This window comes from Priestia sp. FSL R5-0597 (assembly GCF_038006305.1).
GTDB classification, from domain to species: domain Bacteria; phylum Bacillota; class Bacilli; order Bacillales; family Bacillaceae_H; genus Priestia; species Priestia zanthoxyli.
Map to the genome: position 1 here is coordinate 1,125,035 of NZ_JBBOUZ010000001.1, position 20,248 is coordinate 1,145,282.

Annotated in this window: 18 protein-coding genes; 16 read left to right on the plus strand and 2 right to left on the minus strand. The window is 35.7% G+C overall.

Annotated elements, in window-relative coordinates; all coding sequences use genetic code 11:
- Positions 1-75 precede the first annotated feature (75 nt).
- From galU to MKX72_RS05790, 12 genes are all read left to right on the plus strand, one after another.
- Positions 76-957, plus strand: coding sequence for a UTP--glucose-1-phosphate uridylyltransferase GalU (gene galU / locus MKX72_RS05735; protein ID WP_098660363.1), 882 nt, complete (start codon positions 76-78; stop codon positions 955-957).
- A gap of 80 nt (positions 958-1,037) precedes the next feature.
- Positions 1,038-1,670 (plus strand): sugar transferase, encoded by a 633-nt coding sequence (locus tag MKX72_RS05740; protein WP_186808535.1) that lies wholly within the window; start codon positions 1,038-1,040, stop codon positions 1,668-1,670.
- A gap of 36 nt (positions 1,671-1,706) precedes the next feature.
- Complete coding sequence (locus MKX72_RS05745) at positions 1,707-3,143, plus strand: lipopolysaccharide biosynthesis protein (protein ID WP_155008340.1); 1,437 nt, start codon at positions 1,707-1,709, stop codon at positions 3,141-3,143.
- A gap of 27 nt (positions 3,144-3,170) precedes the next feature.
- A complete protein-coding gene (locus tag MKX72_RS05750; protein ID WP_155008339.1) occupies positions 3,171-4,325 on the plus strand; it encodes a glycosyltransferase family 4 protein in 1,155 nt (384 codons plus the stop codon).
- A 38-nt stretch (positions 4,326-4,363) separates the two neighbouring features.
- Positions 4,364-5,692 (plus strand): UDP-glucose dehydrogenase family protein, encoded by a 1,329-nt coding sequence (locus tag MKX72_RS05755; RefSeq protein ID WP_155008338.1) that lies wholly within the window; start codon positions 4,364-4,366, stop codon positions 5,690-5,692.
- Between the two features lie 87 nt (positions 5,693-5,779).
- A complete protein-coding gene (locus MKX72_RS05760) occupies positions 5,780-6,838 on the plus strand; it encodes a glycosyltransferase family 4 protein (protein ID WP_155008337.1) in 1,059 nt (352 codons plus the stop codon).
- 39 nt (positions 6,839-6,877) lie between these two features.
- A complete protein-coding gene (locus MKX72_RS05765) occupies positions 6,878-7,948 on the plus strand; it encodes a glycosyltransferase family 4 protein (protein WP_235918770.1) in 1,071 nt (356 codons plus the stop codon).
- Positions 7,949-7,964: 16 nt separating this feature from the next.
- Entirely contained in the window at positions 7,965-9,350 is a 1,386-nt protein-coding gene (locus MKX72_RS05770) for a sugar phosphate nucleotidyltransferase (RefSeq protein ID WP_155008336.1), read from the plus strand.
- A gap of 100 nt (positions 9,351-9,450) precedes the next feature.
- Entirely contained in the window at positions 9,451-10,458 is a 1,008-nt protein-coding gene (gene manA, locus MKX72_RS05775; protein WP_155008335.1) for a mannose-6-phosphate isomerase, class I, read from the plus strand.
- On the plus strand, positions 10,418-12,178 hold the full coding sequence (locus MKX72_RS05780; protein ID WP_155008334.1) for a phospho-sugar mutase: 1,761 nt from the start codon (positions 10,418-10,420) through the stop codon (positions 12,176-12,178). Before manA ends, MKX72_RS05780 begins: the two co-directional genes overlap by 41 nt.
- Before the next feature lie 157 nt (positions 12,179-12,335).
- The gene (locus MKX72_RS05785; protein WP_121944605.1) at positions 12,336-13,091 is read left to right on the plus strand and encodes a YveK family protein; all 756 of its coding nucleotides are present in this window, start codon (positions 12,336-12,338) and stop codon (positions 13,089-13,091) included.
- Entirely contained in the window at positions 13,075-13,782 is a 708-nt protein-coding gene (locus MKX72_RS05790) for a CpsD/CapB family tyrosine-protein kinase (protein WP_155008333.1), read from the plus strand. Before MKX72_RS05785 ends, MKX72_RS05790 begins: the two co-directional genes overlap by 17 nt.
- A gap of 42 nt (positions 13,783-13,824) precedes the next feature.
- Here the strand turns inward: MKX72_RS05790 and MKX72_RS05795 are convergent, their stop codons facing one another.
- Positions 13,825-15,120: a hypothetical protein gene (locus tag MKX72_RS05795; protein WP_155008332.1), complete on the minus strand. Its 1,296-nt coding sequence runs from the start codon at positions 15,118-15,120 to the stop codon at positions 13,825-13,827.
- 103 nt (positions 15,121-15,223) lie between these two features.
- Positions 15,224-16,168 (minus strand): polyisoprenyl-teichoic acid--peptidoglycan teichoic acid transferase TagU, encoded by a 945-nt coding sequence (gene tagU, locus MKX72_RS05800; RefSeq protein ID WP_155008331.1) that lies wholly within the window; start codon positions 16,166-16,168, stop codon positions 15,224-15,226.
- Positions 16,169-16,348: 180 nt separating this feature from the next.
- On the opposite strand from tagU, the gene MKX72_RS05805 reads away from it, so the two are divergent.
- The 4 genes from MKX72_RS05805 to MKX72_RS05820 all read left to right on the plus strand — a co-directional run bounded on the left by MKX72_RS05805 (position 16,349) and on the right by MKX72_RS05820 (position 20,190).
- Positions 16,349-17,122: an SGNH/GDSL hydrolase family protein gene (locus MKX72_RS05805; protein ID WP_155008330.1), complete on the plus strand. Its 774-nt coding sequence runs from the start codon at positions 16,349-16,351 to the stop codon at positions 17,120-17,122.
- Between the two features lie 359 nt (positions 17,123-17,481).
- Complete coding sequence (locus MKX72_RS05810) at positions 17,482-18,243, plus strand: tyrosine-protein phosphatase (protein ID WP_155008329.1); 762 nt, start codon at positions 17,482-17,484, stop codon at positions 18,241-18,243.
- 135 nt (positions 18,244-18,378) lie between these two features.
- Positions 18,379-19,143 carry a CpsB/CapC family capsule biosynthesis tyrosine phosphatase gene (locus MKX72_RS05815; RefSeq protein ID WP_155008328.1) on the plus strand — a complete coding sequence of 255 codons (765 nt, stop codon included), beginning with the start codon at positions 18,379-18,381 and terminating at the stop codon, positions 19,141-19,143.
- A 279-nt stretch (positions 19,144-19,422) separates the two neighbouring features.
- Positions 19,423-20,190 (plus strand): tyrosine-protein phosphatase, encoded by a 768-nt coding sequence (locus tag MKX72_RS05820; protein ID WP_155008327.1) that lies wholly within the window; start codon positions 19,423-19,425, stop codon positions 20,188-20,190.
- Positions 20,191-20,248 lie beyond the last annotated feature (58 nt).

The window sequence follows — 20,248 nt, forward strand, 5'->3', positions numbered from 1 at the left end:
TAGTTTATTTCCTACCTAAGTATTTAATTTAGATTAAGTACCTTCCCCATTACTTATTAAAAAGGAGAGAATACTATGAAGAAAGTAAGAAAAGCGATTATTCCAGCTGCAGGGTTGGGAACAAGATTTTTACCGGCTACAAAGGCAATGCCAAAAGAAATGCTGCCGATTGTCGATAAGCCAACAATCCAATACATAATTGAAGAAGCAGTAGAGTCAGGTATTGAAGATATCATTATTGTAACGGGAAAAGGAAAGCGTGCAATTGAAGATCATTTTGACTATGCACCTGAACTAGAAAACAACTTAATGGAAAAAGAGAAGTTTGATTTGCTGGAAAAAGTTCGTCAGTCTTCTAACGTAGATATTCACTATATCCGTCAAAAAGAGCCAAAAGGTCTTGGACATGCTGTTTGGTGTGCACGTAATTTTATTGGAGACGAGCCTTTTGCTGTACTGTTGGGGGACGATATTGTTCAAGCTGATACACCTTGCTTGCGTCAATTAATGGATGAATACGAAACAACATTATCATCTGTAATCGGTGTTCAAACAGTTGCAGACGATCAAACTCACCGTTATGGAATTGTTGATCCTATTTCAAATGAAGGTCGTCGTCATCAAGTGAATACGTTTGTAGAGAAGCCAGCAAAAGGAACAGCACCTTCAAACCTTGCTATTATGGGACGCTATGTATTCACACCGGAAATTTTTAAATTCTTAGAAGAACAGGAAATTGGTGCAGGCGGGGAAATTCAATTAACGGATGCAATTCAAAAGCTAAATGAAATTCAGCGCGTATTTGCTTATGACTTCGAAGGAAAACGTTATGATGTGGGTGAAAAATTAGGCTTTATCCGTACAACGCTTGAATTTGCATTAAATCACGAGGAGCTGCGTGATGATGTGCGCAAACTAATCGATGAGCTTGCTCAATTAAATGCTGTAAAACAATAAGGAGTAAATGGGAGGGCTTGTTTTTGAGTGCATCAAAAGTAGCACAAAGTAAATCATCGGCTTCGTACCCAACTCAGAACATAGAAGCGGTTGTTCAACAACAACCTGCTTCTTATTACATAGGGAAACGGATTATCGATATTTCAGGTGCATTAATTGGAATTATTTTGTTATCGTGGCTATTTCTTATCATTTCAATTGCTATAAAAGTAGAAGACCCTAAAGGGCCAGTCTTTTTTCGTCAAAAGCGCATTGGAAAAAACGAAAAAGAGTTTCATATGTTTAAGTTTCGTTCCATGGTCTCTGATGCTGAAGAAAGACTGAAAGATTTGCTTGAGAAAAATGAAACAGGAAGTATCATGTTCAAGATGAAACATGATCCTCGTATCACAAGAATTGGACGTTTTATTCGAAAAACCAGCTTAGATGAATTGCCTCAGCTTTGGAACGTTTTAAAAGGAGAAATGAGTCTAGTAGGACCAAGGCCTCCTATCGAAAGGGAAGTTGAACAATATTCTGAGTATGACAAGCAGAGACTTCTTGTAACACCAGGCTGTACAGGCCTTTGGCAAGTAAGCGGCAGAAGCAGTATAGGTTTTGAAGAAATGGTGGAGCTTGACTTGCAGTACATCCAAAAACGTACGATTGGATACGACATCAATATCATTTTAAAAACAGTCGGCGTTTTATTTGGATCAAAAGATGCATATTAAACGAACGATTAAATTCAGAAATAAATAGGTGAAATTATGTCTTCTTCAATGTCTCGTAATACTATATGGTCGTTTCTGAGTATTGTCGGCGTTCAGTTCATTAACATTATGACCAATGTAGCATTAGCCAGAATCCTGAGTCCAGAAACATTTGGAATTTTAGGGATGGCTATTGTGTTTGCTGGATTTGCATTTGTAGTGCAAGAGGCTGGCTTAAACTCATATTTAATCTTTAAAAAAGGTGATATTCAAAAAGTTGTCTCTACTACTTTTTGGCTGAATATCATTTTTTCTATTGTTATCGCGGGAGCTCTGTACTTTAGTTCAGGAGCTATCGCTGATTTTTATCGCGATACACACGTAATTACCATTTTACATTTTATTTGTATAGGGATTTTAGTAGGTTCGATTGGAAGTACCCATCGAGCGCTGTTAATGAAAAATAATCAATTTAAAGATGTAACAAAAGTCGATATCTTAGCTGAGGTAGTATCAAGTATCGCGGCTATTATCCTAGCACTCTATATCAACGGGTTATTGGCAGTATCAGCGAAATATGTATTTAGACCGTTTATTCAATCTTTAGTTGTTTTTAAATACTCTAAATACCGTATTCAATTTGCTATCTACATGGATGAGTTGAAGGACTTATTCTTGTATAGCGCAAATGTACTGGGTTCTCAATTATTTATGTATATGAATAACAACGTAGATTTCTTTTTAGTAGGGCGTTTCTTAGGAGATAAAATCTTAGGAATTTATACACTAGCCTTTCAATGGGGAGCACTAGCTAGATATTATCTTTCAGGTGCCGTGATGAGGGTTGTCTTTCCAGAAGTATCCAGACAGCAAGACGATCCTAGCAAACTAAAAGATATGTATTTAAACGTCGTTTCAAAATTAGCCTTTATTACACTTCCAATTTGCTTCGGTTTAGCCCTTGTAGCACATGAGTTTATTTACGTCCTGTATGGAGAGAAGTGGATGGCCGTTGTACCTGTTCTTCAGTTGCTGCTCATAGCGGGGGGAATATCTTCTATCAGTGTAGTAGGAGGACCGGTGCTGCGAGGTATCGGGCGACCTGATTTAGAAATGAAGCTTAGTGTATTTTCGTTTGTTTCTTTTACGGCGTTAGTTCTTATTGGAGTAAAGCACGGCCTTCTAGCAGTTGCTATAGCAGAGTGCTGCCGCGTTGTTCTTGTAGAGACAACAAGATTATGGCTCATCAGAAAGCATTTAGGTGTATCTGTACGAGCTGTATGTAAACAATTGCTGCCTACTGTGCAATCGTTAGTACTCATGATTATTGTACTGTATGGAATGAATTTGTTAGAGATTGAAATAAACGTATTGATTCTATTTGTACTTAAAATTGCAATTGGTGCGGCTGCTTATATTGCGGGTTCGTTTATCTTTAATAAATCCCAGTCTAAATGGATTCTTAACTACGTTAAAAAGAAACAAGCAGCATAAACTTTTGTCGTTAAAAAGAGGGAGAGCATGAAAAAAAAAATATTGATTGTCAATAGCTTCTATTTTCCTACCATCGTAGGAGGAGCTGAAATTTCAACTCAATTGCTTGCAGAAGGATTGTCAGCTGATTACGAAGTGCATGTATTAACAACAGGCGAACAAAAAGAGAAAGTTCTTACAGAAGTTATTAACGGAGTCACGGTGCACCGTTTGCCTTCACTAAATATCTATTCACCTTTAGATCGAAAAGATAAGGGGACTTTAAAAAAGTTAACCTGGCATTTTATTAATATGTATCAGCCAGCTCAGGCGAAATTACTGACTAAAGTGTTAAAAGAAATTAAACCTGACCTCATTCATTCTCAGAATTTAATGGGTATCGGAACTTATCTATGGAATATCTGCAGCCAGCTATCTATTCCAATTGTTCACACAACGCGTGACTATGCTCTTATTGAGCCCGTAAATAGCGGTGTGGTCAATCGTTTCATTCATAAGGTCAATGTAAAAAGAAGTTTGAACGTGAAGAAAGTGGTCGGTATTTCAAATTATATTTTGAAGTATCATCAAGATCATCAGTTGTTTCAACGCTCCGATGCAGACGTTATTGGCAATGTAGTAAATGCTGAGCGTTTCGAACGTATACAAAGAGTGGAAGGTGAGCCTTTAACGGTAGGGTACTTTGGCCAAGTGGCTTCTAATAAAGGCGTTATGATGCTTGTAAATACAATTCAACAGCTAGATTCTTCGATTGTGAATAAGCTAGTTATTTGCGGTACAGGAGATCAGCTTGACGAAATAAAAGAAATCGCTAAGACAGATAGCAGAATTGTAGTAAAAGGAAAAATTACCCAAGAAGAAGTGTATCAGCAGATGGCCAGTGTAGATGTAACCGTCGTACCGTCAAAATGGGCTGAGCCTTTTGGACGAGTAATCATCGAATCTTATCAGCAAGGGACTCCTGTTCTTGCAACAGCTGTAGGTGGCATTCCTGAATTAATTCCTGAAAAAGATATGTTGTTTGAAAGAGAAAATATAGAAGAGTTAAAAGAAAAATTAATCGTTATCCAAAAAATGTCGCGCAAATCATATGAAAAGTTAGTTTCTGATAGTTACGAAAATTCCGTTAAATATAGAGACAATCTTGTAGATTACAAACGCGTGTATGAGAAAGTAATGTAACAAGTGTTATAAAGGCACGCATGTAGGAGGAGTATAACATGAAAATTAGTGTGGTAGGAACTGGATATGTAGGGCTTGTAACAGGGGTATGCCTATCAGAAATTGGCCATGATGTTACGTGTATTGATACAGACATCAACAAAATTAACAAAATGAGACAAGGGCAATCGCCCATCTACGAACCAGGATTAGCTGAGCTAATGGTTAAAAATATTAACGAAGGTCGCTTACATTTTACAAATGTCCATAAAGAAGGCTTCGAAAATTCAGAAGTCGTGTTCATCGCAGTAGGAACACCTCAGCTTCCAGACGGTTCCGCAAACTTACAATATATTGAAGCAGTAGCAGAGCAAATTGCTCAAGAGGTAACAACTGACGTGGTCGTTGTAACAAAAAGTACAGTGCCAGTAGGAACAAATTATCGAGTAGAGAAAATTATCCGTGAAAATCTTAAAAATGACGTAAAAATCAGTATTGCTTCAAACCCTGAGTTTTTACGCGAAGGTTCAGCGGTTCAAGATACATTTAATGGGGATCGAATTGTTGTCGGAACAGATGACGCTGAAACAGCGGCTATTCTTGAAGAGATGTACAAGCCTTTGAATATTCCAGTATTTAAAACAGACATTTCAAGTTCTGAAATGATTAAATATGCATCAAATGCGTTCTTAGCAACAAAAATTAGCTTTATTAACGAAATTTCTAATATTTGTGAAAAGCTAGGGGCGAATGTAGAAGATGTAGCAAATGGTATGGGCTATGATCAGCGTATTGGCCGAAACTTTTTAAATGCGGGAATTGGTTACGGAGGGTCATGTTTCCCAAAAGATACCCATGCATTAGTGCAAATCGCAGGCGGAGTGGAGCATGATTTTGAGTTGCTTAAATCTGTTATTCAAGTAAATAACAATCAGCAGCGTCTAATGGTAGATAAAATTGTTTATAAATTTGGCAGTTTAGAAGGAAAAGTTATTTCATTATTGGGTCTGGCGTTTAAACCAAATACTGATGATATGCGTGAAGCAGCTTCTATTGTTTTAGCAAAAGAATTAATTGCTCAAGGAGCTAAAGTGAAAGCATACGATCCAATTGCTATGGCAAATGCAAAATCACTTCTTCCAGAAGCAGTTACTTACGAAGAATCACTTTCAGGTGTTCTACAAAATGCCGATGCAGCAGTAATTGTAACAGAGTGGGATGAATTTAAAAATATGAACTTAAAAGACTTGCATACGGTCATGAACGAAGCTGTTGTTTTTGACGGACGTAATTGTTTTGATGAAAAAGCCGTAACAGAAGCAGGTATTGAATATCATTCTGTTGGTCGAAAATCTATTTACACTTCTAAGTCATTAATTAATTCCTAAGAGATCAGAAGGTTAATTGCCTTCTCTCTTTTTCAAGGCTTCCCTTTCCTATTAGGAATAAATTTTAATGAATATAAGGAGAATACTATGGATGTATATATAAATGGACGCTTTTTGACTCAGCGCGTAACAGGTGTGCAACGGTTTGCGTGGGAAATCATACAGCGTTTAGACAAACAAAAAGACGTTCAATTCACGATTTTAGTTCCCCCTAATTATGAAGGGGAGCATTCGCTTCAAAACATAAAAATCAAATCAATTGGCCAATCTACAGGACATAAATGGGAGCAGTTAGAGCTACCGGTTTATGTAAAAGCAAAGCCTTTAATTAATTTCTGTAATACGGGTCCTATTTTGAAAAAAAATCAAATTGTTGTGATTCATGACACGGCTGTCTATGCTTCACCGCAAGGCTTTTCAAAAGCTTTTAGAGTGTGGTACAAAACAATGTTCACATTCTTCAAACTTAGATCAAAAAAAGTATTAACTATTTCTCAATTTTCAAAAGAGGAATTAATAAAATATCTAAAAATCAGCTCAAAGAAATTAGAGTTAATTTCTGAAGGCAAAGAACATTTTGATTCTATTAAAGAAGATCATTCAATCCTTGAGAAGTTTGATTTAAAGCCTCAGAAATACATTCTGGCTGTGAGCAGTATGAATCCAAACAAAAACTTCAAAGCGCTAGTCGATGCTACCGAGTATTTGCAAGACGAAGATTTTCAGATTGTTATAGCTGGCGGAACGGATTTAAAAGTTTTTAATAAAATTAACATTGAAAATGAAAACATTAAGCAAGTTGGATATGTAACAGACGAAGATTTAAAAGGTCTGTATATGAATGCAGGCTGCTTTGTATTTCCGTCCGTTTATGAAGGATTTGGATTACCTCCCTTGGAAGCAATGTCTACAGGATGTCCTGTACTTGTGTCCAATGTTGGCCCGATGCCTGAAGTATCTGGTGACGCTGCTATTTACTTTAATCCGAACGATTCACAAGAACTTGCGGATAAAATTAGATATGTCATGAATAGTGATGATGTAAAGCAAGAGCTAAAAGTAAAAGGTTTAAAACAAGCTGAAAAATTTTCTTGGCAAACAGCAGCTAATCAGCTGATCGGATATACAAAGTCGCTGGATGCATAAAAAGGCAAAGGTCTTTTTATGAAAGGAGATTTATCCCCTATGAAAGTAATGCATGTAGGTGAATACGTAAAAGGCGGAGTAGCCACTTATGTAAAGGAAGTTATCGATTACCAGAAACACTGCAAAGATATTGAAGAAATCTATCTTGTTGCAAGTGACACAAATTCTGATAAAGATTTTGATCTTCCTTCTGAACACCTGTTTTTTTATAAATACGAACGGAATTTGAAGAGCGTTGCAAGTGCGGTTAAACAAATAGAAAAAGCAATCGATCAAGTACAGCCTGATGTCGTACATGTTCACAGTACGTTTGCAGGAGTGTTTGTAAGGTTTCCTTTGTTTTTTAGAAGAAAGAAATATAAAGTTGTTTATTGTTCACATGGATGGGCTTTCTTGATGGAGTTATCTTCCTTAAAGAAAAAGGTCTTTACGTTTGTTGAAAAGGTACTGTCTACAAAGACAGATAAAATTATCAATATTTCGCAAAACGAACAAAATAAATCTCTTGAATTAGGGTTTACTGATAATAAATTAGCGCTCATTAACAATGGAATTAATACAACTGTACGCGATGGAAATCCAAACCTTAAAGTCGATAAAGAAAAAATAAACCTCTTATTTGTAGGAAGATTTGACCGACAAAAGGGACTAGATATCTTAATTGAGTTTTTTACAGGCTATAAAAATAAAGATATCCAGCTATATATTATTGGTGATAGCGTGCTGAAAAATAGTGCAATTGAAATCCCTGAAAATGTGATAAGCGTTGGCTGGGTAGATAATAATCAGCTAGATTCATATTATGAGTTATTTGATGCGGTGATTATTCCTTCCAGATGGGAAGGTTTTGGACTAGTTGCCGTGGAAGCAATGAAAAACGCAAAGCCAATTATAGTAAGTGATCGAGGAGCGTTACCTGATTTAGTTGGAAATGATAATGGTTATATTTTTTCGCTTAATCAGTTAAGTACATTGGAACAAATCTTGAACTCGCTTAATAAAGCTGAGCTGCGACGTAAAGGTCTAAATGGTTATGACTATTTTATGGACAACTTTACTAGTGAAATAATGAATAAAAAAATTATTGATGTATACAAACAAATAATTTAATAAGGTGGGCATAAATTTGAATTTAGTACTTTTATCAGGTGGGTCTGGCAAGCGCCTATGGCCGCTGTCCAATGATGCGCGTTCAAAGCAATTTCTAAAAGTATTAGAAGATAAAAATGAGTCGCTTGAATCAATGGTTCAAAGAGTATGGAATCAGCTGAAGAATGTTGGACTCGCTGAATCTTCAGTCATTGCAACGAGCAAATCTCAGGTTGATATGATTCACAGTCAGTTATCGAATGAAGCTGACCTGATTGTAGAACCTATGCGCCGAGATACATTTCCGGCTATTGCTCTTGCTGCTTCTTATATATACAGTGTTAAAAAAGCTTCATTAGACGAAGTAGTAGCTATTCTTCCAGTAGATCCGTATGTAGATGATGCTTTTTTTAATAGAGTAAAAGAATTAGAAAGAGTTGTGCAAGAGAGCGAAGCACAGTTAGCCCTTATTGGTGTTACCCCTACATATCCTTCATCTAAATATGGATATATTGTTCCTTCAGAAAAAAAGAAAGCAAGTAAAGCGGATTACCTTTCAGTTAACCGATTTACAGAAAAGCCGAGTGAAGCGGCAGCCGCTGATTTAATTAAGAATAACGCTTTATGGAATTGCGGAGTATTTGCTTTCAAACTAGAATATGTGATTTCTATTCTTGAGGCTAAGGGCTGGCCAACTGATTACGAAAAGTTGCTGAAACAATATAGTACTCTTCCTAAGATTAGCTTTGATTACGAAGTAGTAGAAAAAACAAAAGACATTGTGGTTCTTCCATATGACGGCTATTGGAAAGACTTAGGAACTTGGAATACATTAACGGAAGAAATGGGCACAGTCAAAATTGGTAAAGGTGTTATCAGTGAAGACAGCGAAGGAGTTCATTTAATTAACGAGCTAGATATCCCGGTCACAGTACTTGGAGCGTCTAACTTAGTAGTAGCTGTAAGTCCTGACGGCATTCTTGTATCGGATAAAGAATCCAGCCCTCGTATTAAAGAGTTAGTAGGTGAGTTTGACAATCGCCCTATGTACGAAGAACGTCGCTGGGGATGGTATCGCGTATTAGACTATACAAAGCTTGAGGAAGAAAAAGAAGTCTTAACAAAAAGAATTGGCGTAGCAGCAGGCAAGAATTTAAGCTATCAGCTGCATGATTATAGGGACGAAGTATGGACAATCATTAAAGGAGAAGGCGAGCTAGTTTTAAATGACCGCTTGCAAATGGTAAAACCGGGGGATGTGCTAAAAATAGCAGCAGGAGAGAAGCATGCCATTAAAGCAATCTCGGATATGGAATTTATTGAAGTGCAAACTGGTTCTCAATTAATCGAAGAAGACATTGTTCGACTATATATGGAATGGGACGCTATTCAGGAGCATGTATTAAGTGTAAAAGAAGTGTAGGAGCAAAAGCAAAAAAGAGTAGCTTCATCTACTCTTTTTTGTTTGGTATTTTTGCTGCTAAAAACGTTATATAAGTAATAATAGAGGAGATGTACAATCATTGAAACAACCTATTTTTTTACGACCATCATTTCAAGAGAGGATCTGGGGTGGAAATCAGCTAAATAAAAAATACGGATATACCATTCCATCCTCGAGAACGGGAGAGTGCTGGGCAATTTCTGCTCACCCACATGGTCAAAGTGTTGTAGCATCTGGGAAGTTTGCTGAAAAAAGCTTAGGAGAGCTATGGGAAGAACATCCAGATTTATTTGGTCATTTTGAAAGCGACCGTTTTCCTTTGTTAACTAAAATTCTAGATGCAAATGATGATTTATCTGTTCAGGTTCATCCGGATGATGAGTATGCCAATAAGTTTGAAAATGGTGAACTGGGCAAGACAGAATGCTGGTATATTGTTGACTGCGATGAAGACGCAGATATGATTTTTGGACATCATGCGCAGTCCAAAGAAGAATTTGTTCAGTTGGTGGAAGATGGTAATTGGGAAGGTCTTCTGCAACGAGTCAAAATTAAGCCAGGTGATTTTTTCTACGTTCCAAGCGGTACGATTCATGCTTTGTGTAAAGGAACGCTTGTACTAGAAACTCAGCAAAGTTCAGACACTACATATCGCGTGTACGACTATGATCGCCGAGGACAGGATGGTAAGCTTCGAGAGCTTCATTTAGATAAAGCAATTGATGTTACTACTGTTCCTCATACTGCAGCTAAAATTGAGCCAGCTATCGCTAAAACAGCTGGAGGAAGCATTACAACATTCGTAGAAGAAGATTATTTTACTATATATAAATGGGACATTACTAACTCCTTATCACTAACTCAAGAACGCTACTTTACACTAGTAAGTGTGATTAATGGCGAAGGTAAAATAATTTCAGAAGATAAAGAATACTCAATTAAATATGGTGATCATTTTATTATTCCACATGAAATGCATTCATTTACTATTGAAGGACAGGTACAATTAATTGCTTCACAACCAAATAGTAAAGGAGGTCATCAACGTGAGATGGCAAGTACAGCTAGACAAATGGCTAATGTTTGATGATTTGAATGAAGAATTAAAAAAAGAGTTACTCGTAATGACAAAAAATGAAAAAACAGCAGAAGATGCATTTTATAAAAACTTAGAATTCGGCACAGGCGGAATGAGAGGAGAGCTTGGACCTGGTACAAACCGTTTGAACATTTATATGGTTCGTAAAGCCACTGAAGGTCTGGCTTCTTATATTAAGGAAAATGGAGATAGTGCCAAGAAACGAGGAGTTGTAGTAGCTTACGATTCTCGTCACAAATCACCTGAATTTGCATTAGAAGTAGCAAAAGTATTAGGGCACCACGGAATTAAAACGTATATCTTTGAAGAGTTACGCCCTACGCCTGAGCTATCTTTTGCCGTTCGTTATTTAAATGCATTTGCTGGAATCGTAATTACAGCCAGTCATAATCCTCCAGAATATAACGGATATAAAGTGTACGGAGAAGATGGAGGACAGCTTCCGCCTGCTGCTGCAGATACTATTATTTCTTATGTAAATGCAGTGGAAAATGAGTTGGTGATACCAGTAAAAGAAAAAGAAGAACTTCTTGCTAGTGAATTATTGACGTATATTGGCGACGAAGTTGATGCAGCTTATACGGAACAGTTGAAAACAATTCAGTTGAATCGTGAAGTTGTAGAGCAAGCGGGAAAAGATTTGAAAATTGTTTTTACACCTCTACATGGTACTGCCAATAAGCCTGTTCGTGCCGGATTAAAAGCATTTGGTTTTACAAATGTTACGGTTGTAAAGGAACAAGAGCTTCCGGATCCTAACTTCTCAACCGTTAAATCGCCTAACCCTGAAGAACATGCAGCTTTCGAATTAGCTATTCAATATGGCAAGGAAATTGATGCTGATATCCTAATGGGAACAGATCCAGATGCTGATCGCCTAGGTGTGGCAGTGAAGAATGAAGATGGTGAATATGTAGTACTTACAGGAAATCAAATGGGTGCTTTAATGCTTCACTATTTGTTAACACAAAAGCAAAAACAAAATATCCTTCCTGAAAATGGAGTCGTTGTTAAAACAATTGTAACATCGGAAATTGGCCGTGCTATTGCTACTAGCTTCGGATTAGAAACCATTGATACGTTAACAGGTTTTAAATTTATTGGCGAAAAAATTAATGAGTTTGAACAGACAAAAGAGTATCAATTCCAATTTGGATATGAAGAAAGCTATGGCTATTTAATCGGGGACTTTGTACGTGATAAAGATGCTGTCCAGTCAGCAGTTTTTGCAGCTGAAGTTGCAGCTTTTTATAAGGCGCAAGGGAAATCTCTTTATGAGGGTCTGTTAGAGATTTTTGAAAAATACGGATACTACAAAGAATCTCTTTATTCTTTAACGCTTAAAGGAAAAGACGGAGCAGAGCAAATTGAACGAATTTTAACTTCCTTTCGAAATAATCCGCCAACGCAAGTAGCTGGTAAGTCTGTGACGTTCATAGAAGATTACCAATCTAGTAAAAAAGTGGATGTAGTTCACAATAGATTGGAAAACATTCATTTACCGAAGTCTAATGTTTTAAAATATTATCTAAACGACGGATCATGGTTTACTGTTCGTCCGTCTGGAACGGAACCTAAGGCTAAATTTTATTTTGCTGTACAAGGTGAAAATCTAGAAGAAAGCCAAAATTTATTGGAAAGACTTCAAACAGAAGTAATCGAATTAGTAGATAGTATAATAAGTAAAAAGAATCAACCTGTCACTTAAAAAATATGAATTAAGAACTATTCATTAGTTTAGAAAACAGGTAAGTAGTTGTTTTTTTTTAGAGAATTTTATCAAATATTTATAAAATAGTGTAGAAGTTGGATAAAAGTTCTATTATAATGAATAGGAATGAATTCATCTATTATTGGAGGTCAACATGGCAGAAACAATCACGCTGAGAGACTTGTTTCGGACAATTAAAAAGCGTCTGTGGCTTATCGGTATTATTACTTTGATAGCAGCGATAATCAGTAGCGTCTTAAGTTTTTTTATTTTAACGCCAACTTATGAAGTGAAAACACAGCTACTGGTGAACCAGGCTAAGTCTGAACAGCAACTCTATAACTCTGGAGAAGTAGAAACAAATATTCAATTAATTAACACATATAACGTTATTATTAAAAGTCCAGCAATACTTGAAAAAGTCAAATCTGAACTTAATTTAGATATGAGTGTTGAAGAATTGAACGAAAAGATAGAAGTTACAAGTGCAAAAGATACTCAAGTAGTAGAAGTACTAGTGACGGATGAATCACCGTACGTAGCAGCTAAAATTGCAAACAAAACAGCACAGGTATTCAAAAGTAAAGTTTCAAAGATTATGAATATCGATAATGTTAGTATTTTAGCACCAGCGGAAGTTAAGGAGAACATATCTCCAGTAAGTCCGAATCCGCCGTTATATATTGGTATCGGAATTGTGTTAGGTCTTATTGTAGGGTTAGGTGTTGTATTTTTAGTTGAACAGCTAGACAACACAGTAAAAACAGAAGATGATATAGAACGTTTATTAGAGTTGCCAATCATGGGCATTGTGGCACCTATTAGTGACACTAACTTGTCTACTAGTAGAAGAGCTCATTCTTCTAGTCGTCAGAGAGTGAGGGGGGAATCCATTGGCTCGCAAAAATAAAAATAACGATAAACTGTTGACAGTTCAACGTCGTTTAGTTGCACATAATTCACCAAAATCACCATCGGCCGAACAATATCGTACAATTCGTACAAATATTCAATTTTCTACTTTAGAGGAGGATATTCAGACAATTGTTATGACTTCTTCTGGTCCTGGTGAAGGGAAGTCTACGACATCTGCTAACTTAGCGATTGTATATGCTCAGCAAGGCAAGAAAGTTCTTTTAGTAGACAGTGATTTACGAAAACCAACTGTACATTACTCTTTTAGATTAGAAAACTACGTTGGTTTTACAAATGTTTTAACAAAACAAGAAACATTATTAAATGCGGTTAAAAAGACAGATGTTCCAGATCTGTTCGTTTTAACAAGTGGTCCAATACCACCTAACCCTTCAGAGCTTCTTGCATCAGGTTATATGAATGAAGTGTTGGAGCAAATGAAAGCTGAATTTGATTTTATTATCTTTGATACGCCGCCAACACTGGCAGTTACAGATTCACAAATCCTATCTAACAAAGCCGATGGTACCATCTTAGTAGTAAGTAGTGGCAAGACTAATATGGACGCTGCTAAGAAGGCTAAGGGGTTATTAAGTAATTCTAAAGGTAGATTATTAGGAGTTATTTTAAATAATCGAAAGATGGACAATGATAGCCAATATTACTATTATTATGGTACTAATTAATAAAAGCCCTGACATTTCATGTTGAAATGTCAGGGCTTTTTGTTATGCTGCTATTTCTGTAGATTCTTCCTTTATACATTTTTTACTGTAAAGGTAAGTAGAAATAATTAGTGTTAAATAAATCATGTTACAAGGAAAGTTAACAATAGAATTGTTATAGAAGAACTCTATACATAATAAGTATAAAAGCATGTATCGTACCCCTAAAACATCCAAGTGACTATGGTTGAAAAATTTAATAATTAACCCCAGTAGGGCTAAGGCAAATGCTGCTGTAGCAATGAAACCGTAATTGCTTAATAAATAAATATATGTGCTATCTGTGGCCAATACATCATTTGCTCTTTCAAGGCCAAATCGTCCGTTTACTCCCATTCCTACTCCAAAAAGATAATCGTGCCATGAGTGAAATTGCTTTAGTATATCCAAATGCTGTTGAATACGAATATAAATACTATTATAAGCGTAGTACTCATTAAATTTAGCAAAGAAATAGTACATATTCATAAAATGGGTAGACATAAAGAAGTAACATAAAACAATTACACTACATATTGTTACCATCACAGTAGCAAATTTTTTGAAAATATAACTTAAAGTTTTAACCGCAAAATAGTAACCTGCAGCAATAAGAGCTGTTTTATAAGTAGAGAAGTATAGCGAAATTAAAAATACACTAAGCAATAATACAATAATTGATGTACCATACTTATGAATCTTTCTGCTTTCTAAGAGTAGAACAATACACAATAGCATCAAACTGCCTGATGCTACGAAAGTCAACTGTAAACCTGGAGCACGTAATTGATCTGCTGCCGTAATAATTTTAACTCCTGTAGAACTTCCCCAATCTTCCGTTCCGAGGCCAACTAAGCTATAAAATTGGCTCGTGAAAAAGTGTTGAGCAATAATAGCTAGACTATTTAAAATTCCTAAACCTAGAATAATTTTAATGAAAGTCTTATAAAAGGATAGGATAGAGCTCGACTGCAAAGCATTAAAACAATAATATACGGCAATTCCAAACAAAGCAATAAATGCATCTAATTTCAACTGGTATAGAATAAATTGTAAATCACTTTTAAATAAGCTGTTAATTACCACAAGAGAGAAGAACAGAGTAAACCCGTACAATGTATATAAGGGTTTTATAGAATAGTGTGGCGCATTAAAAAGAATCCCTACAAGAAATAGAATTAAAACAAAAAACTCTTTCCAAAGCTTAAGAATTGGAATATTTAAGAAAGTTGCAAAGAAACCAATTACACCGGCAAATAACATCAGGATTGTAAAAAACAAAAGCACCGATAAAGGTGTTTTTCGAGAAGAAAAAACCATAAAATTCCTCCAAATTATTATATAGAACAGTTGTAAGTCCTTTAAAAAAATAAAAAATGAGTGAAAAAGTGAAAGAGGCAAAGCTTCTTTCACTTTTTGTGTACTATTTAAGATTTAATTGCTCTTTTAACATAGTAGATAATTTTTCTCGTTCTGAATCAGAAACAAGGTAATAATAAATTCCGTTCATTTTGGTGCCTTTACCGTCAATTTGTATCTGCTCTAAGTCTTTACGAGCATCTTTATAATTAGACTGAATCTCTTTCATTTCATCAAATGTTAAATTAGTTCTTACATTATTACCAATTGCGTCAAGAATATGACCGTAGTTAGCCAAAGATTTTACACTTGCGCCTTCTTCAATAACAGCTTGAATAATTTGACGTTGTCTTTCTTGTCGTCCGAAATCGCCACGTGGATCTTCATATCGCATACGGGTATAAAGTAAAGCTTTATCTCCGTCTAAATTTAGTTTGCCTTTTGAATAATGAACGCCATCAATATCAAAAGCAAAAGGATTGTTAACAGTAATGCCATCTACAGCATCCACAATATCTCTAAAACCTTCCATGTTTACTTGTACATAGTAATCAATAGGTACATTAAGAAAATTTTCTACAGTTTTAACAGACATATCTATGCCGCCAAAAGCATAAGCATGATTAATTTTATCCTCTTTGCCTTTACCAATGATTTCAGTGCGCGTGTCACGAGGAATACTAACCATCTTTACTTTGTTGGTTGTAGGGTTAACAGTCATTAGGATAAGGGAATCAGACCGTCCTCGATCAGCACCTCGCTGATCTACCCCCATTAGTAAAATAGAAATAGGGTCCTTTTTCTCTAAACTTACTTGAGTCGAGCGCTTTTCAGAAACTGATCTACTTAATGGTTCATGTGTTTTATTAAATGTATTGGCAACTGAATTATAAACAGAAAAGCCGTAGATGCCTACTCCGATAATAAGTAGTAAAATAATGCCCAAAGCTATTTTAAATCCTTTTTTCTTTTTCTTTCTGCGTTTCTTACGCTTACGTTCTTCTTCCATTCTCACTCTTCCTTTACAAGAAATTTGTTGCTGATAATGTCAAGACTTTTAACATGTGATAAAAGACACAATCATTCTTTTATTTTACCAAAAAAAATGACAAAATTAATCATTTTTTATAAAAAATTTCTGGAATTATATTATAATAGATAAATAAATAAAATAGTAAGGAGATCATTTATGAAAGTATGGATTAATATTATTGCTACTCTCACTCTAGTTGTTACAATAGTAGCAGGTAAAATGTACTGGAATGAGAAAGTTGAAGCAGAAGGAGTTGCACGTCCAACTGCAGTTAGTAGTTCATCGTCTCAAGCTTCTTCAGAGAACTGGAAAAGCTATACGGCGAACCTTCCTACATCTATTGTAAAGAAATTAGAGAAGGCAAAGAAAACTGGAGAGCCAATTAAATTAGTTATTGTAGGGTCACAAGACACCTCAACAGAGTCAGATGCATGGCCTGCTCAGTTAGAGGAGAAGTTGAACGATACATACGGATCAGCAGTAGAAGTTGAAGTTCAAGAATATAAAGATAAAAATTCGCTCGAGTTTATTCGAGAAAAACTTTATGAAAAGGTCATTGAAGCGAAGCCAGATGTACTTTTATTTGAGCCATTTTTAGCTAATGACAATGGAGTTGTAGGTATTACAAATACGCTTGACAATATTAATCTAATTATGACCCATATCAATGAGAATGTAGACGATTTAGTAACAATTATTCAGCCATCTCATCCTATTTATAACGCAACTAATTATCCAAAAGAGGCAGAGCAATTAAAGGCATTTGCTAAGAAAAATGGGTATGAGTATATTAACCATTGGTCAGAATGGCCAAAGAGTGATTCTAAAAACTTGTTGAACTATTTAACTGCGAATAAAACAGCACCAAGCAAAAAGGGAAATACAGCGTGGGCAAAAGCTCTAGAAATTTATTTCACCAATAGTAAATGAAAAAAGACTGTCTATCTAGACAGTCTTTTTTGTGTGACATTATATAAAATTTAAAAAATAAAATTGAATTTTCTTTATAGAAAATATATTATATAAATATAAAGTGTTTGTTGCACCGAACAATATTTCGATAGAACGAACATTTTTCTTAATGAAGGATATTTGATAAAAAACTAATAAGTCAAAAATCCTGATTTTAGCAAACTTTTCAACATCTTTTTTGTTCTTTTCGCGCGTTAATTTGAATATTTCACGTCCGTAACTCTTTTAATTAGTATATTTTGTTAAAAATAAATCTTTTTAATTCTCTTCTTTTATTTTACTATTAAGTATATCTATATAATAAGAGGAGAGTTTTTATGATTGATATTCACACTTTTATTTTACCTAACTTTAGTAAGGGACCAAAAGATAAGGATACATTTATACATATAGCTAAAATGCTTGTCAAACAAGGCGTTACCCATGCGGTAGCCACACCCACTATTAATAGCGAAATATCAGTTGAGACTAAAGAAGGCATTCTTAATCAAATTGATAATGTTAATCGCCACTTAAAGGAACTATCAATCCCCTTGAAAATTCTTCCTGGACAAAAAGTTCGTTCGTCTAGACAAATTCTAAATTTATACACAGAAAGCTTGACTATTAACAATACAAGCAAGTATTTAATGATAGATCTTACTGAAGAAGACTTTATTGAGCAGTTTGAGGATATTATTTATAAAATGCAGTTAAAGGAAATAGTGCCTATTATTAGTGAACCGGAAATGTGTTCTTTTATCTTAGATAATCCTCAAAAGCTATATCAGTTTGTAAAGAATGGAGCAATTATTCAATTATCGGCTGCTAGTATCTTAGGACAAAACGGTCGTAAAGCCAAGCGAGCTGCTTTTCAATTTATAGAGCATGGGCTTGCTCATGTGATTGCGTCGGGAGTGACAGCTCAAACGTTTAAAACGTACGGATTGCAGCGAGCTTATGACGAACTAACTAAGCGCTATGATAGTCGAACGGTCTACATGTTTAGAGAGAACGCGGAGTCAATTGTTCAAGGTGAAGCTGTATATAAAGAGCGTCCTGAACGAATCAAACCTACAAAGTTTTTAGGAATATTTTGAAAAAAAGAACTTCAATGAGAATTGAGGTTCTTTTTTATAGGATGATAATGGTTGGAAATAGAAAAAAGAGGGTAGGAATTGGTATAATAATCGTAGAATACTACAAGTAAGTTAAATTTTAAGGGGGCTAGTGGAATGATAGATTTGTATACACATTTGCTGTTAAATATAGGACAAGGTCCCAAAAGTGAAATTGTATTTGCAGAAATAGCCAAAAAGCTTGTGGAGCAAGGTGTCACAACGGCAGTTGTCGCGCCCTGCAATGACGGAAGTGGTAGGATGCACCGTCAAAATATCAGTACGTATGTACAACAAGCTAACGAACTGTTAAGCAGTAAATTTATACCCTTGCATTTAATAGCTGCTCAAGAAGTAATGGCTAGTTCAGAAATACCCATCCAATATGCTAATCATCAACTTATGACAGTCAACGACAACGATAAATACTTGTATTTACGGTTACCACCATCAGGGTTTCAATTCGATATAGAAACGCTTGTATATGATCTTCAATTATCAGGCCTGATTCCAGTTTTCCTTCATCCAGAAAAATATCCATCATTTCAAGAAAACACTAATTCCTTATACAAAATTGCTAAGCAAGGAGCGGTTCTCTTATTAGACGCCCAAAGTCTTTTGGGAATGAATAGTCGTAAAACAAAGAAAGTGGCTTTTCAGCTGTTGGACCATGGTTTATGTCATGCAATTAGCTCAAGTGCAAGTCCTTCTACATATCAAAAAGCTTCTTTGGCTAAAGTATATGATGTCATTGGTCACCAATATGGAGAAGAACTTAGAGATAGCCTCATAGAAAACGCCAAGGCTATTGTTAATGGATACTCTATTTTAAAAGATGAGCCTGAACGCATCAAAAAAACAAAATTCCTAGGAATCTTTTAACTTTTCCCTTTTTACCCTGATTAACATTCGTTTAATCAGGGTATTTGCATAAAAAGACCTATTCCAGACCCTTCTTTTATCATCATTATTTGGAGTTATTTTACAAATTATGTTTGCGTTTTCATGAAGAATGATAGTAAAATATTGTTAGTTAAGTAGATGACAGGAAAGTACGCGGTTTTCCGGGGTTCGTGGTGGTAAATGTCGAGAAGAATACATAGTTTCACATTTAAAATCGTCGTAGAATAGAGCTATACAAAGCGCAGGGAGGGAAATAAAGTGATTGATATTCATACGTACATATTGCCTAATATCGATAGCGGACCTGAGGAAGTAGACGGCTTTTTGAAAATGGCACGCTCCTTAGCGGATCAAGGCGTTCAATCCGTTGTGGCTACGCCGCTTTATGATAGCGATCAAGAGTTTATGAAACACCATTTATTTCTCTATGTGAACGCAGCTAATGAATGGCTTACAAATTCATGTGTTCCTCTTCAAGTATTACCAGGTCAGCTTGTCCCTTTATCGCCTCAACTTCTGCGAAACTATGATCGAAATCAGCTTCTTACGCTTAATCACACCGATAAATATTTGTTTCTTTCACTGCCTGACTATGATGTCTCACCTTATTTTGAAAAGATACTGTCTGATCTTCTCACAAAAGGCATTGTACCTATTCTTCGTTCACCAGAATGTCACCCGATTTTCCGAGATCACCCTGAGCGTTTGTATGAGCTTGTTAAAAAAGGCGTGCTCGTTCAGCTAAGCGCTGCTAGTATTCTCGGTTTAAACGGGAAAAAAGAAAGAAAAGCGGCCTGTACGTTTATTAAATACCGCTTCGCCCACGTGATTGCCTCTGGCGTTCATGCTCGCAATTACCACGACTATTCACTTTCAAAAGCGTATGATTACATTTCCGATATGTACGGTGCTTCAGAACTTTATTTTTTTATTGAAAATGCAGAAGCAATTATCGACGGTCGTCCGGTGCATCAATTAGAGCCTGAGCCGATGAAAAAATTTAGTTTATTTAAATTATTTAGCTAAAAACAAGGGACTTTTCCATAAAAACGGGAAAGTCCCTTGTTTTGTCTTTCTTTCATTG